This window comes from Burkholderia sp. PAMC 26561, assembly GCF_001557535.2.
In the GTDB taxonomy this organism is placed as follows: Bacteria; Pseudomonadota; Gammaproteobacteria; order Burkholderiales; family Burkholderiaceae; genus Caballeronia.
Genome location: NZ_CP014309.1, coordinates 333,674 through 348,150, shown reverse-complemented (window position 1 = coordinate 348,150; position 14,477 = coordinate 333,674). Strand labels below are relative to the sequence as shown.

Sequence of the window (14,477 nt, the reverse complement as noted above, 5' to 3'; positions counted from 1 at the left end):
ACGGGGTTAAAGTGAGTTTGCCAAACCGCTTTAACCGGAAGGAGGCAATCATGAACTATAGCGGCATTGACCTGCATTCGAACAACAGCGTGGTGAGCGTGATCGACGAAATGGACCGTGTGGTCGCCGAAAAGCGGCTGCCGAACGACTTGGCAAAGATTCTGGCGTTCCTTGCCCCGTGGCAAGCCGAGTTGGCCGGCGTCGTAGTCGAATCCACATACAACTGGTACTGGCTTGTCGACGGCCTTCAGGCGGGCGGCTACGTGGTACATCTGGCCAACACCACAGCGATCAAAAAATACGAGGGGCTCAAGCACAGTGGTGACGAGACCGACGCGCGCTACCTGGCCCACCTGCCGCTTCTGTGTCTACGTGCGCGACGATCGTCGCTCGGGTTCGGCTGAGCCTGGTGCGATATGGTTCGACTTCTCCTCGGATCGCAAAGGCGTCCACCCTCAAACCCGGCTCGCCGCATTCCACGGCATCGTGCAGGCCAATGCTTACTCGGGATCCGATCAACTGTACTCGAGCGGCGAGATCCACGAAGCGGCATGCTGGGATCACGCGATGAGGTACATCTACGATGTTCACGCGCGCACGCCGACTGCGGATACTCAGCAGCTGCTCGAGATGATCGGCGAGCTCTACAGCATAGAAGCCGACATCCGCGGCAAGGAACCGGACGAGCGTCTGCGCGTGAGGCGGGAGAAGAGTAAGCCATTGCTCGTGAAGTTCGAAACGACGATCAGGGCAAAACTCACCACGCTGTCAATGAAGTCCGCGCTCGCCAAGGCAATCAACTACTCGCTGAACCACTGGGCAGCCCTCACGTTCTACTGTGAAGACGGTCGGGCCGAGATAAGCAATGTGCTTGCCGAAAACGCCTTGCGCTGTGTCGCGCTCGGACGCAAAAATTATCTGTTCGTCGGCTCCGACAGCGGGGGCGAGCGGGCCGCCGCGATGTATAGCTTGATCGGGTCGTGCAAGCTCAACGGAATCAACCCGCGTGCCTACCTGGAATACGTCCTGACCCACATCGCTGATCACAAGATCTCCCGCATCGACGAATTGCTGCCTTGGAATGTGGCTGACAAACTGAAACCCCTCACCCCGCACACACTCTCAACCGGGTAGATCTGGATAGATTTGGATGGATCGTGCCCACGATCGCCGATCGTGGACACGATCTACCTTGATCTACACGGACTCCGACACGCCATCACCATCATGCCTCACTCGCGCGCGCGTGAGGACACGGCCCAGCCGAGCCGCTTACCGTTGAAGTTGGATGTATTGGTGCCAAATGACCATCCGTTTCGCGTTCGATTCACACGTGGCTCACTAACGCCGCCTTTTCTTTTGCTGCGGATCTTACCGGACAGGCTCACGCATCGGTGCGAAGTGGCCGGGTTTTTTAAGATCGGTGGTAGGAGCAATGTTCACTCTCCCCCGGATCGCGAACACATCATTCGGAGGAACCGGCAGGTGCAAACCCGCCGTTAGAAGGCGATTTCAATGGTAACGTCAGAACCGCGCGATGTCGCAGTACCGGAAGCGTCGTGGACCACCGCAAACGGGCGGCCGTAAATTATCCTGCTCCAGCTCTGGTGAAGACAAGTCACACTCACCTCGAAGTCGTGTGCCCGCACGCTACAGGATTCGGCGATTGTCAGCGAAACTGCCATCTGACTTACCATCGTCGTGGCCATGACTGAAGGACACGCGACCGTAACGGCGACACCGGCGTACGCTGCGTACAGACGGACATAACGGCCCGGCCAGCTCTTCTCAATGATTATTGCGGACACAACGCTCCTTTATGGTACAAGCGAACACCGCAGACGAAGCTCAATTTGCAATCTCGTCCAGCGCTACCGTGTTCCTACCATCTTCACTTACATTTACGGCAAACCGAAAAGCCAAAAGGCTGAGCCTAGCGACCAAGCCTCACGTCTCGACCAATCCCGTTTTCTGATGGCACCGCCGTTTGACCGGCAGAGTCAGCCGAAAAGTGATGCAGCGCCCGACTTCACTTTCAAACACTTAAGGTTCCATCATACTTTTGTACGATGCCGTTCGACATGACAATCCGAGCCCTGATCCTTTACCTACCGCCTTTGTCGTGTAAAACGGGTCGAAGATACGTGACAGATTTTCATTCGGTACGCCACAACCCGTATAGCTACTTAAGAAGCTCGGCCGCGAAAGGCGCTTTCTGATCACCGACAAGCTCAAGAGCCACTCTGCGGGCAATCGGGACTTAGGCCTGAACGTTGAGCACCGGCAGCACAAGGGATTGAACAACCGGGCGGAAACCGCGCACAAGCCAGAGCATGTACGCGAGATAGTGGTGCGCTGTTTTGAATCAGCTCGACACCTGCAACGATTTACGTCAGTCCACGATCGGGTGGAAAACTTGTTCATTTCTGTCGTTACAACACCAACCAGCAAGAAAAGCGATCAGCACGAGCGCAGGCTTTTGGGTAATGGGGGACATGATCGAACATTCGCTGCTAAGCCGTCTTTTCAAATACCTTAGTATTCCCTAGGTTGTACAAATCTGTTCGTTCTAGCTTAATATCGTGACAGTGCCCTCGTGATACATCAACACCCACCGTAATTGAGTCGCGATCTCGCGGTCCACCGCTTCGTGCAAGTTGAAACGATGTGTACGAATCACACAGGTTATCCTTCGACGCGGTTTCTACCGGTTTCCTTGGCCGTGTATAGAGCCTTGTCTGCAACTGCTAGCACGTCTTGTACGGACGCGATTTCGTTTGTCAAAGACGCACAACCAAGGCTCACAGTAACCGCGAGTTGACCCGCCTCGGTTTCGATGCGAAGCGCTTCGATGGTCGCGCGGATTCTCTCCGCTATCAGCATCGCGCCGTCCGCGGCGGTCGCAGGAAGCATCACGCAAAACTCCTCTCCACCCAAACGCGCAATAACATCGATCGATCGCAGCGATCGCCTGGCCTCGAGGACTATTTGGGTTAGGACCTTGTCGCCTGCCTGATGGCCTGCTGTGTCGTTTACTCTCTTGAAGTGATCCGCATCGATCATCACAAACGAGAGCGGTTTGCCCGAGCGCTTCGACCTTTCGACTTCCTTATCGGCGAGCTTAAAAAAATGCGCGCGATTCATAGCTCCGGTGAGATAGTCAGTTGTCAGCAGGCGGGTGAGCTCGTCGCTTGTTATCTTTCGTTCCGATACATCGCGAAGGACGACCGAATAGCCGGCAAATTCGCCATCATCTTGTCGGAGTATGGCAACTAGAATTTGCGCAGCATAACGGCGGCCGTTCTTTTTTTGACACCAGCACTCTTGAACGTGCCATCCCTCTTCGCGTGTAAGAGCAATGTGCTCTGGGCAGCGATAATCATCCACGTCATCAGGGGCATAGAATTGATCGAGCGTCTGGCCCATCACGTCCACTTCGGCGTATCCGGTAAGCTGCTCGATCGATGTGTTCCAACTATCAACCCGACCAGATGCATCAAGGGTCAAGAACGCAAATTCATTTACACTGGTATAAATTCCAGCGAGCCAGGATTCATTCTGTCTTGCCCATCGTTCGGCTTCGACTTGCCGCGAAATATCGGTCAACGTCGTCATCAAGGTACGGTCATTGACCTTAAGGATGTTGCATGACAGAACCGTTGAGCGCTCCCGAGCGGGCGTCAGTACAATGCGGTGCCCTTCGCACACGGAGCCGCGCTCGGCTTTGAAGCTCGACACCAGATTACGCAACTCGGGCGCGACGTTACTGAGGCTTTCAAAACGTTCGTGACACCTCCAGACCCGGCGAGCGGCATAAGTAATTGGACTGATAAAGGATTGAGCATGTCTACTTCGCCGGACAATGTGCTGCGAATAATGCCAATTGGCGACAAATACATGAAGGAGAGCAGCGCTTCATGTTCAGCTTCGAGAGATTCGTCTACGATCTTGCATGGTGTCACGTTGCCGCCCTGCGTTCGATCAACAAAAATTGTGTCTCTGCTCGGGAAGACTTCATCAGTCTCAACCGCACCGGCGTGGGTTTCATGCGTAAAGTAAGGATATAAGGCACGATCTCGTCAAGCTCCGACTCGTCCAGGAATCGTTGAGCGATCATAAAATTATTCATGCATATGGCCACTTCGTCGAACACATGTTTGCCGATTACGTGAGCAGCCCTAAGACCCGAACCAATCGATTCGACAGCGTTGTAACGACAAACAAGGTAATCCGAACCAAAACCAATCACCCCAAAACTAAAGTTGTCGGACTCCCGCTCACCTGCGAGCACTAGGTCTGCGAACGAAACCGTATCGAACTGGTCGCTAACTGCGTTTTCCATGGTCATTTACCGTATCCTGTTCCAACGCGAAACAACGTTTCATTTAGCTCTTACGGCAGCCGGAGTCTAAAAATTTAGCGCTGCAAACAGCGGCCCGAATGTAGCCCTCCCTGTTGCTGACGTACTGAGATGTCAACAAACTCTCCCCCGGCGGCCGACTACCCCAGCATAAGCCATTAGAAATAAAGCTGTCGAAAAAATGAGCCCGCGGCTGTATTAAGATGGTCGTTTATCGGCGAATTAAGCCCTATTAAAGGAATGACGCTTGATTTTTACGTTGTCACGAATCGATTCTTCTCTGCCCAACTCGGCTTTATGAACACCTCGCCAAAGACACGCCTCGGCATCAAGCGAACGATGATCTCAGATGCAGAGCCACTTCATAGATACCGTACCTTACGTTTGAAATGATTCGCCGCTGAGTACGGGGATAGACTTGAATGCGGGTTTGGCGAAGAAATATCCCTGCATTAGGGTTACCCCGTGTGCCGCGAAAAAGTCGCGCTCTTCCCGGGTTTCAATGCCTTCCGCGATCACCCTCACCCCCAAATCACGACAGATTGCCAAGACGCCCCGCACGATGTGCTGCCGAATCGAATCGGAATCGATGCCTCGAACCAACTCCATATCAAGCTTGATCAAGTCGGGTTGAAAATCTACCAGAAGCGTGAGCCCTGAATATCCCGCGCCGAAGTCATCAATGGCTGTCTGAAATCCAAACCGCTTATAAGCCTTAAAGATGTTCACAAGATGCGGCCGACTAATCACGTTTTCACCCTCAACTGTCTCAAAGATAATTCGATCAATCGGGAACCCATATTTTTCGGCCGCCTCGAACGTGCTTCTGATGCAGGCTTCAGGACGATAGACAGCGTTCGGCATGAAATTGATCGATAGGAACGACTCCATGTTAAGGTCCACCGCCTGCGCAATGGCTGTCGTACGACACAATTGGTCGAATTGGTAGCGATTACTTTCGTCAATCTGCGACAACACTGAATGGGCAGATTCGCCATTTGGACCACGGACCAATGCTTCACACGCGAAGTTCGCTGCCGACGCGGTGTCGACGATAGGTTGAAACGCAAACGCAAGAGATATCGGCGCGACAACGTCCGACTTGCATCCTGAACAGCCCGACTTTTCATTCGCAATGGCTGCAAAATAGGTCTGGCCAGAAGACATAGACATGGTGAACCCTTAATGAGGAAAGACTGATCGGCAACCCACCGTAATAGAGACGCCAGGTAACACATTTAACGACAGAACAGCACCAAGCTTTAGACTTTAAGCGGTCCTAATCCCATTGGTTTCCGCTCTAAGCTCCGAACCGGCGGCATCGATCGGACTGTTGTCACGCCAAGACAGCATTGACGGCAAAGCAACCTGCTCTTAGCAAGCGGCGAGCCGAAAATATCCAGCAGGTTTTTTTGGTCCGGTTCACTCGCGTCCATATACAGCAACTCGATCGACAAAGCGGAGCGCGCTTACCGTGTGGGTCGTACTCTTTTGCGACGACGTCGCTAAACAAGTGTGTGCCTGTGCGCTGGCCAACAAGTTTGTGCGAACTACATGGACCTGGCGATCACGAAGGATCCGTCACAACCTTTTCACAATACAAAATGGTTCAGCCACGGATCGGTCAGATGAGGGAAATTCCACGCCTTCGGGTCTTCTGCTCGGACAATCCGGTCCAAACCCTGCGCTTTCTCCAGGTTTGAAACTTGAGGGATAACAGACTGGTTAGATTTGATGGAAAAGAACTTCTTCACAACGGGAGCTGAGATCGCGCCCCGGTTTTGATCCAACACGACAGCGAGATGCCCGGAATCGAGGCGCACCAACGTGCCCACGGGATAGATGCCAATACATTTTGACGAAAGCGGTAAAAACCGTTATATCGAAATGTGCTTCTCAGGATGCCATGCTTTGCAGTGCTTCTGCTGGTTGCCATGTGGGCGAGCAATGGAATGTCATCGCCCCTGAGCTTATGCGGATAACCACTGCCATCGAACTTTTCATGGTGGTGCAAAGCCACTTGCAGCACACTGGCGCTCACATTCGCGCACTGCAATAACCTCCGGCCGTCTTCCGGGTGCGTCTTAGCGATCTCAAGCTCTTCAGCGGTCACCTTTCCAGCCTTGTTGAGCACGTTGAGTCTCATCAGCGACTTGCCAATGTCGTGCATCAGGCCGGCTGCCCCCGCCTCGCGGATAGTTTGCTCATCAAGTTCAAGCTTGCATGCCAAGCCGTCATCAACGCGCAGACTGCGACCGAATGCATATAAGTATAGGTCATGCTGCTTGAGCTGCGCGACGCTTGTGAGCGCATGCGGATTGCGAATGACCGAAGCGCTGATCGCTTCAACCAAGGGCATTATCACCGTAGTCAACACCGCCTTGCCCATGCGAGTCTGTCGAAAGACCAACTTCATTTGGGCGCTAGCCGAGACGAACAGACGCTTTGCATGTTCGATTTCACCCGCGACCGACTTCCAAGGCGCAAGCGCTCGAGTAATACCAAGTGCAGCAGCAGGAGCCGACTCACCCGGTTGTTCCGTGCCTAAATCTGGTCCGGGGGACAAACGACCAGTGACGCTTGTCAGCGTATCGTCATCCAACCCTTTGTCCGTATCGATCACGACCGACTTGATGCCGCTCGCGACGATTTTTCTGATGTCGTCATCGCGCAGCAGGAAGCATCGTTTCCAGAACGGGTGACCAAGCCAGCTACCATCCAGCGCTTGCATAAACATTCCGGCGCGCAGAGACGACACAGAGATTTTTTTGAGCATGGAGGCGCGCTTGCGGCCGTTGATGCAGCGTTGTTAAGCCGGGATTGACTGCGTCGTCTGTATCCCTTCGGCTGTCGCGAAGATGTTTGGGGACGCTTCGTCCCCAAACGAATTCAGACCTATAGGTTCAATGCAATTCCATCGCGGGCAAGCCAACCTCCGCGGAGGATATCAAGTTCGATATCGACGAGAATGAGCATCCTTTCATGACCGTCGCCGGGTGCCGAACCTATACTCGTGATGAAGCCAACTTTGGCTGCGGCGCTGAGTTCTGGAACGGGGCGGATCTGGGCTCGATCCAGCGCCAGTACGTCGCTGACCGAATCCAACAACAACGCTAACGACACGCTACCAGCATTCACAACAATGACGACGGTAAGTTCGTCATATCTCACTCACTTGAGATTAAATTTGATCCACAGATCCTGGATCGGGGTAATAACGCCTCGTAGATTGATCACCCATTTAATGAAAGCAGGGGCGTTTGCGATGCTGGTCGGGGGGGCATACGAGCGAATCTTCTGAACGCGCAGGATCTTGATACCGTACTCCCCGGCCCCTACTAGGTTAAAAATCAGAAACTCTCCGCCCGCGCGCGGCGAAAACAGGACTTCGCACATGCACCAATTCATTCGGTGTTAGAAAGCTTGCCAATTTGCGTCGGCTTTGCCAACCAATGGCTGTGCCAGGATCTTCTTTCCCGAAGTGAGGCCGTTTTTCGATGACTTAGGACGGCGAACCTGTATGCTTTCATTCGCCATCTCCAGTACTGGCTCTCCGAGCGATTGATGCAGCCTGAAGGTGGAAACCAACTCTTTTAGCGTCGAGGACTGCGCAGCCATCGATTGAGCCGCCGCAGACGCTTCTTCCACGAGTGCGGCGTTTTGCTGAGTGACTTCGTCCATTTGCATCACGGCCTGGTTGACTTGTTCAATACCTGTGTGTTGTTCGCTTGATGCCGCAGTAATCTCACCCATGAGGTCCGTCACGCGCTTGACCGAGACGACGACTTCATTGATTGTGGTGGCCGCTTCATCGACAAGAGCTGACCCAAATTTGACGCGTTCGACCGACTGCCCAATAAGGTCTTTAATTTCTTTTGCAGCCGAAGCGCTTCGTTGTGCGAGCGTACGAACTTCACCTGCTACGACAGCAAAGCCCCGGCCTTGTTCTCCGGCTCTTGCGGCTTCGACTGCTGCGTTTAACGCAAGAATATTCGTTTGGAAGGCAATGCCCTCAATGACTGCGATGATCTCGGCGACCTTCTCGGAACTGGTCGTAATTTCGCGCATCGTGTGAACCACTCGACCTACAACCTCTCCGCCGCGCGTGGCGACATCCGAAGCGCTCAGTGCAAGCCGGTTTCCCTGGGCGGCATTTTCGGCGTTTTGCTTAACGGTAGCCGTCAGCTCTTCCATGCTCGCCGCAGTTTCCTCAAGCGAGGCAGCTTGTTCTTCGGTACGCTGGCTGAGATCGATGTTGCCTGCTGCAATCTCGGCCGACCCGGTCGCAACGCTTTCGCTACTGCTTCGCACCCGGCCCACAACCTCTGCGAGGCCGTCATTCATCTCACGAAGCGCGACAAGCAATTGACTCGTTTCGTCTTTTCCAGTGGCGGTAATTTGGGTCGTTAAATCACCTTTTGCAATGGCCTGTGCAATCAGTACTGCCTGTCGAATAGGCGAAACAATAGACCGTGTGATAAGAAAGGCGATAGTTGTGCCGAGCAGCAATGCACTGACGCAGATACCCAACAGCAGATTTCTCCTGACTGTTGTAGTCATCCGTTGATTCTTCAATTTTTTGTGCTGTCCGAGTACGTGCGTAATCTTGATAATCCTCCGTGGCTTTCACCAGCGCCACAAGAAGGGGGCGGCACTCATTGTTCATTTTGATGATTGCTTCGTCATGCTTGTGGTCAAGGGCAAGTCTCACGATGTCTCGCGCCACGGGACCAATATGCGCTTTTAACATGATCAATCGCTGCGGCGAGAGTCCGCACTTTTTAGGGAACATCGGGATTTGTTGCGACCAGTTCGTCGAATTTTTGCAAGCGAGATTTCACGTCCTCGTCGGCCTTCATAACCGCAGCCTTTTCTACTTCTAGGTCTGCGTCCCCGGTCACGAGTACCAGATTGCGAGCCGCTATAGTTCGGCGATCAATGGCTGTTCGAACGCTTTCAGCCATTTTAACCCGAGCTTCAAAGCCATTGACATAGCTTGAAAATCGGTCATCAGCGCTGCTTAACGATTTCAACGAGATCCCGGAGACAATCATGACCAGCAGCGTCAGGATACCGAATGCCCACGCAAGTTTCGCGCGAACCGTAAAGTTGTGGAGAGTCATTTGTATTTGTTTCCGTTGTCACAACGTTTGGTGACTCGTGGTTGGGATTCAACACTGCTCGATTTAGCCGAGAGTCGCTACGCTTGCGCACTAAGTTGTTTAACGGCCAGATAAAACGTTACTTAAATAAATTTTATAAATTAACTTTGTACAAATAGCGACCTATAGGGGCGATTGGAATTCGGCCTTATTAGCACGGCGTGTGTGATCTCAAATTTGGAAGAAAATGCACTTCAATTGCGCGAAAACCGTCATATTCGTATCCGAATTATAATTACTGGATAAAAATTAAACAGCGCAATAGAACGCTACCTTAATTGCTCCGTTCGTTGATCTGGATCAATTATCGTTAATCCGCAGTCAGTTCCCGACCACCGTTTTTTATGAAGTTTCATTCAGCAACGGGTAGGAACCGGGGTGCAGCCATGTATTAACACGTCCCAATCCAAGTTTGCTTTTGCAGGAGAGCCCCGAACGTATCGGCGTCGACTGGTCGCGAAAACCAGTAGCCCTGCAGCTCGTCGCAGCCGTAGCGCAGCAGTTGGTCGCGCTGCTCGGCGGTCTCGACTCCCTCAGCGACGACCAATAAATCCAGTTTGTGGGCCATCGCGACAATTGCCTCGACGATAACGTGGCTGCTCGATTGTGAGCCGAGCGCGCAAACGAACGCACGGTCTAGCTTGATGCGACGCACAGGGAATTGGCACAGGTACGCCAGGTTGGAGTAGCCGGTGCCGAAGTCGTCGATCGCAATGCTGATGCCAAGCGCTTTGAAGCTAGCGAGGATGCGAATGCTCTCTTCCGGGTTCTTCATCGACAGACTCTCCGTGATCTCCAGTTCCAGCTGCTCGGCGGCGATCCCGTGCTCGGCGAGCACCTGCGCAACGACCGATTCCAGCGCGGGATTATGGAACTGGCGCGCCGATACGTTGATAGCCATGCGCAGAGCCGGCAATCCGCTGCGCTGCCACGCAGCCGCCTGGGCGCAAGCCGTGCGCAGCACCCATTCGCCGATCTGCTCGATCCGCCCCAACTCTTCTGCAATCGGGATGAATTCCATCGGAGGCACCAATCCGCGCGTGGGATGCTGCCAGCGCACCAACGCCTCTACGCCTCTACGCCGACAATGCGCCCACTGGCGATCTCGATCTGCGGCTGGTAGTGCAACAGGAACTCGCCGCGGTGTAGTGCCTGCTTTAACTGAGTTTCGACATCCAGTCGCTCGCCGGCGTGCGAGGTCAGCTCAGGCGTGTAGCGCCGCACTCGGTTTCCACCGTCTTCTTTGGCGCCGTACATCGCGGCGTCGGCACGCTTAAGCAAGGTCGTCGCATCCTCCCCGTCCTGCGGATAGACGCTGTAGCCCAGACTGCATGTGACGGACACCTCGTGGTCAGCGACTCGCACCGGCTTGGCGACAACTCGTGAGAGACGGATGGTCAAGTCTGCGAGCGCGTTGGCAGACATGGGAGTGCGCAGCAACAGGACAAATTCGTCGCCACCAAGGCGAGCGAACGTGTCGCCTGAGCGCACCAAGCGGCGGATCCGCCGCGTCACGACCCGTAGCAGTTCGTCGCCGGCAGCGTGGCCGAGGCTATCGTTGACGAGCTTGAACCGGTCGAGATCGAGGAACAGCAGCGTGAGCGAGTGATCGCAGCGCTGCGCGAGCGTGATCGCCTGTTCAATCCGGTCCATTAACAGCGCCCGGTTTGGCAGACCGGTGAGCGTATCGTGCATCGCTTGGCGGCGCAGCTCCTGTTCGAAGCGTTGCCGCTCTTTTATTTCGAGATCCAGCCGTGCAACGGTGGCCTGCAGGCGGATTGCCGCCTCCGCCGCCTGCGCGTGAGCAGCTTGCAGCGCCACTTCGGCGGCCTTTTGCGTAGTGACCTCGTAGTTGATGCCCACAAGCCCGACGATCCGGCCGGCGTCGTCGCGCACTGCTACCTTGGTCGTAATCAGCCAGGCTTCTTCGTCGAGCAAGAGGTATCTGGCGTGCTCTTCGGAGTTAAGGAGCGGGCGCCCGTGTCTTAAAACTTCTTGTTCCTGTTGGTAGTAGACGCTCGCCAGTCCGAGCGGATAGAAATCGAAATCCGTCTTTCCAAGCAACTCGTCGGGGTTCGACACGCCCATGCCCCGTGCCACTGCCCCGTTGGCGAAGGTGAACCGGCCCTCCAAATCCTTCGCATAGATGCGATGCGGTACGTTCTCGGCAAGCGCACGCAGCAGGGTGTGTTCGAAGGCGTTGGAAGGCGCGCCCGTCGTATCGACAACCGCTGGTTTGGCACTGCGAAAATGCAGAGTAGGCGCAGTCATCATGGTTCCGCGCGCGCACCGAAATCGACAATCGACCATGGCACCAGGTCGATCGCGCGTCGGGACGACGAGTAAGCAATATGAAAAATCATTCTTTGAGGCCCCAAAGCCGGGTTAGCGAAATGCGCACGTCAGAAGAGCGCCCGTAATGCCTTTAACGGCATATTGCAAATTCTCTCCATGGGAAGAATCCCGATGGCATGTACTCATCTTGGCGACGTGATCCGGCACGCAGCGATTCACGACCATGGCTGAAACCGGTTTCCCGTTCCATTGCACGTCCCCAGAATCTAGGGATCGCGGAACTGCGCCCGCCGCTGTACGTTAAGAGCCGCGTCCCTCAGCGTCTCGGTCGCACCCGAGTACAGTATCAAGGCATCGGCGCGCTGGCGGAACAGCGTGGCGCCAGCGCCTGGCCTTGCTCCAGTCAAGCTCGCAGGTATGCATCGCAGTACTTCTCGTCTCGGTTACAGTCATCCTTTTGATTGCCTACTTTAAGTCCAATCCATGTGACGGCACACACTTATAAATTCGCGGTGTTCGGCAACGCCAATGTCCGCGAAACCGACCAGCACCTCGATATCGACGAGGATCATATTTGCCCTGACCCGACGATCACGGTCGAGCCAATCCGGTGGATGAGACTCGTGTCCAGCAGTCACGACATCAGCACAGGAAGCTTCGCCGCAAACGCAGCACCAAGCGCGTGGCTTTGCTCTAGCGCAGTGTCGTAACGCCCCGCCTCAAGGTGCTCAGCAATCGAAAGCAAGTTCCCCAATTTTCCGTGATGATCGATGATCGCCGTCTGAATCGTCGCGCCCACAGGCAAGTCCGTGACGAAGGCCTTTACATCGACACCCTGCGAAACGTGCGCTAACGAAAGCATGCCCGACAGATAGGCCGCTTGCCGAAAGCGGTCATCTGCAGGCGTCAATTCCTGGGCCGCCAATTCCATGAAGCCCGCTCGCCGCTCAACGAGTCGCACGAGCGGATCGATCTCCGAGGATAGGCTAGTTGCGCTTCCGTACAAGAGGAGACAGCACCACCGCATCAACTGCCGGCTGCCGACGACGGAAAGTGCCTGCCTGATCGAGGTGATGGGTGTCCCGCGCGCCTGAGGCCGAGTGCTGCTATTGGCCAAGCGAAGTAACTGGACAACGAGCGTTGGCGCATTTTTCAGCGCTTGCTCCAAGTCAGCGTCACTCGCTTCGTCCGTCAGCAACTGAAGCACACGAAGTACCGATCCGAAAGATAAATGGGATCTTTTCACAGCCAACAATTGCGGCTTGGCAAAATAAAAACCCTGAAACAGATCGCACCCGGCGCGCATGGCAGCTTCGTGTTCGGTGCGTTGCTCCACCTTTTCTGCGAGCACCAGTTTCCCGGCGCGCTTGAGCTGAACGACCATGGCCGCGACCTCGCCCATTGCAATGTACGGCCAGTCGAGCTTGACGATGTCAACGTGGGTCAGGAACTCGCTCAAAGCTGGCGTGATCTCGCGGACGTCGTCTAGAGCGATGCGGAAGCCGACCTGACGCAGCGCATCGCATCGCGCGCCTAATTCGGGCGTCAGTTCCGTATCCTCCAACACTTCCAGGACAAACCGGGAAGCGGGCAGCAGGTTGATCAGGTCAGAAAACAGGAACTCGTCGGTACAATTCAGAAAGCCTTCCACGTCGCCGAGCACCGACTCGATTCCAACGACCCCTAAGACGCGTTTCACCACCATCGTGGTGCATGCGAAGCCGTCGTGAATACCCGCCACGCCGCTCCGGCAATCGCGAAAGAGAAGCTCCTGCGCGACGACCGCACCGCGCCGATCCAATATCGGCTGACGGGCCACAAACACATCATTTTCCATATCCGTTCCACGCAGTACACATCGCATATCGCCAGTGCCACGGGCGAACACCCTTCACGCTGACAAGTCCGGGAACCTTAAGCGCACTATGTGACGCGGCGGCTTAAACTCGGAGCCTGGCGTCTTCTCGGTAGAAAGCTGGGCCATCAGGCTGTGATGGGAACGTCAACCGGCAAGACGGCCCTACGCGTTCCTCTGGGCTGTCGCGAAGATGCTTGGGGACGCTTCGTCCCCAAGCCAGTCCAAACCTATACGCTCAATGCAATTCCATCTCGGGCAAGCCAACATCTGCCGAAGAAATCAAGTTGTCGATATCGACGAGAATAAGCATCCGTTCATGACCGACGCCAGGCGCCGAACCGATACCCGTGATGAAGCCAACATCGGCTGCGGCGCTGAGTTCCGGAACGGGGCTAATCTGCCCGCTATCCAAAGCGAGTACGTCGCTGACTGAATCCACCACGACGCCGACGACACGCTTGCCGACATTCACCACAATGACGACGGTAAGCTCATCGTATTTCACCGACTTGAGATTAAATTTGATCCTCAGATCCAGGATCGGGGTGATAACGCCCCGTAGATTGATCACCCCTTTGATAAAAGCAGGGGCGTTTGCGATGCTGGTCGGGGGGTCATACGAGCGAATCTCCTGAACGTGCAGGATCTCGATGCCGTACTCCTCGGCCCCCAGATTAAAAATCAGGAACTCGCCAGCCGTGTGGGACGCAGCCACCTGGGGCTGTTCCCCCGCTTGCGCGGAGGACACTGCCGACGCCGTTGCGGCGCTGACGCTCTCTTGAATCGCTTCCATGATCGGGTC

Annotated in this window: 8 protein-coding genes and 4 pseudogenes; 2 read left to right on the top strand and 10 right to left on the bottom strand. The window is 54.9% G+C overall.

Features of this window, described 5'->3' with window-relative positions; all coding sequences use genetic code 11:
- Nucleotides 1–50: 50 nt before the first annotated feature.
- Nucleotides 51–356, top strand: a pseudogene (locus AXG89_RS28400) (IS110 family transposase); the annotation flags it as partial.
- Nucleotides 352–1,134 (top strand): annotated as a pseudogene (gene tnpC / locus AXG89_RS28395) (IS66 family transposase); the annotation flags it as partial. The pseudogenes AXG89_RS28400 and tnpC, both read left to right, overlap by 5 nt.
- Before the next feature lie 1,551 nt (nt 1,135–2,685).
- Here tnpC and AXG89_RS28380 read toward each other — a convergent pair.
- From AXG89_RS28380 to AXG89_RS28330, 10 genes and pseudogenes are all read right to left on the bottom strand, one after another.
- The gene (locus AXG89_RS28380; RefSeq protein WP_162916124.1) at nt 2,686–3,615 is read right to left on the bottom strand and encodes a sensor domain-containing diguanylate cyclase; all 930 of its coding nucleotides are present in this window, start codon (nt 3,613–3,615) and stop codon (nt 2,686–2,688) included.
- Nucleotides 3,616–3,958: 343 nt separating this feature from the next.
- Nucleotides 3,959–4,348, bottom strand: a complete 390-nt coding sequence (locus AXG89_RS28375; RefSeq protein WP_069638439.1) for a phosphonate transporter — start codon at nt 4,346–4,348, stop codon at nt 3,959–3,961.
- 390 nt (nt 4,349–4,738) lie between these two features.
- Nucleotides 4,739–5,527 carry an EAL domain-containing protein gene (locus tag AXG89_RS28370; RefSeq protein WP_062173606.1) on the bottom strand — a complete coding sequence of 263 codons (789 nt, stop codon included), beginning with the start codon at nt 5,525–5,527 and terminating at the stop codon, nt 4,739–4,741.
- A gap of 583 nt (nt 5,528–6,110) precedes the next feature.
- The gene (locus AXG89_RS28365; protein ID WP_082771612.1) at nt 6,111–7,136 is read right to left on the bottom strand and encodes an HD-GYP domain-containing protein; all 1,026 of its coding nucleotides are present in this window, start codon (nt 7,134–7,136) and stop codon (nt 6,111–6,113) included.
- 127 nt (nt 7,137–7,263) lie between these two features.
- Nucleotides 7,264–7,768: pseudogene (locus AXG89_RS28360) on the bottom strand (chemotaxis protein CheW).
- Nucleotides 7,769–7,774: 6 nt separating this feature from the next.
- Nucleotides 7,775–9,483, bottom strand: a pseudogene (locus AXG89_RS44960) (methyl-accepting chemotaxis protein).
- Nucleotides 9,484–9,913: 430 nt separating this feature from the next.
- Nucleotides 9,914–10,543, bottom strand: a complete 630-nt coding sequence (locus AXG89_RS28345; RefSeq protein WP_062173611.1) for a putative bifunctional diguanylate cyclase/phosphodiesterase — start codon at nt 10,541–10,543, stop codon at nt 9,914–9,916.
- Nucleotides 10,544–10,590: 47 nt separating this feature from the next.
- The gene (locus tag AXG89_RS28340; RefSeq protein ID WP_162916125.1) at nt 10,591–11,796 is read right to left on the bottom strand and encodes a sensor domain-containing protein; all 1,206 of its coding nucleotides are present in this window, start codon (nt 11,794–11,796) and stop codon (nt 10,591–10,593) included.
- A 655-nt stretch (nt 11,797–12,451) separates the two neighbouring features.
- Entirely contained in the window at nt 12,452–13,654 is a 1,203-nt protein-coding gene (locus tag AXG89_RS28335) for an EAL and HDOD domain-containing protein (RefSeq protein ID WP_062173615.1), read from the bottom strand.
- 256 nt (nt 13,655–13,910) lie between these two features.
- Nucleotides 13,911–14,468, bottom strand: a complete 558-nt coding sequence (locus tag AXG89_RS28330; RefSeq protein ID WP_062174191.1) for a chemotaxis protein CheW — start codon at nt 14,466–14,468, stop codon at nt 13,911–13,913.
- Nucleotides 14,469–14,477 lie beyond the last annotated feature (9 nt).

Coding starts and splice junctions, on each gene's coding strand:
- AXG89_RS28380 (WP_162916124.1), bottom strand. CDS start 3,615: ATGACGACGTTGACCGATATTTCGCGGCAAGTCGAAGCCGAACGATGG.
- AXG89_RS28375 (WP_069638439.1), bottom strand. CDS start 4,348: ATGACCATGGAAAACGCAGTTAGCGACCAGTTCGATACGGTTTCGTTC.
- AXG89_RS28370 (WP_062173606.1), bottom strand. CDS start 5,527: ATGTCTTCTGGCCAGACCTATTTTGCAGCCATTGCGAATGAAAAGTCG.
- AXG89_RS28365 (WP_082771612.1), bottom strand. CDS start 7,136: ATGCTCAAAAAAATCTCTGTGTCGTCTCTGCGCGCCGGAATGTTTATG.
- AXG89_RS28345 (WP_062173611.1), bottom strand. CDS start 10,543: ATGGAATTCATCCCGATTGCAGAAGAGTTGGGGCGGATCGAGCAGATC.
- AXG89_RS28340 (WP_162916125.1), bottom strand. CDS start 11,796: ATGATGACTGCGCCTACTCTGCATTTTCGCAGTGCCAAACCAGCGGTT.
- AXG89_RS28335 (WP_062173615.1), bottom strand. CDS start 13,654: ATGGAAAATGATGTGTTTGTGGCCCGTCAGCCGATATTGGATCGGCGC.
- AXG89_RS28330 (WP_062174191.1), bottom strand. CDS start 14,468: ATGGAAGCGATTCAAGAGAGCGTCAGCGCCGCAACGGCGTCGGCAGTG.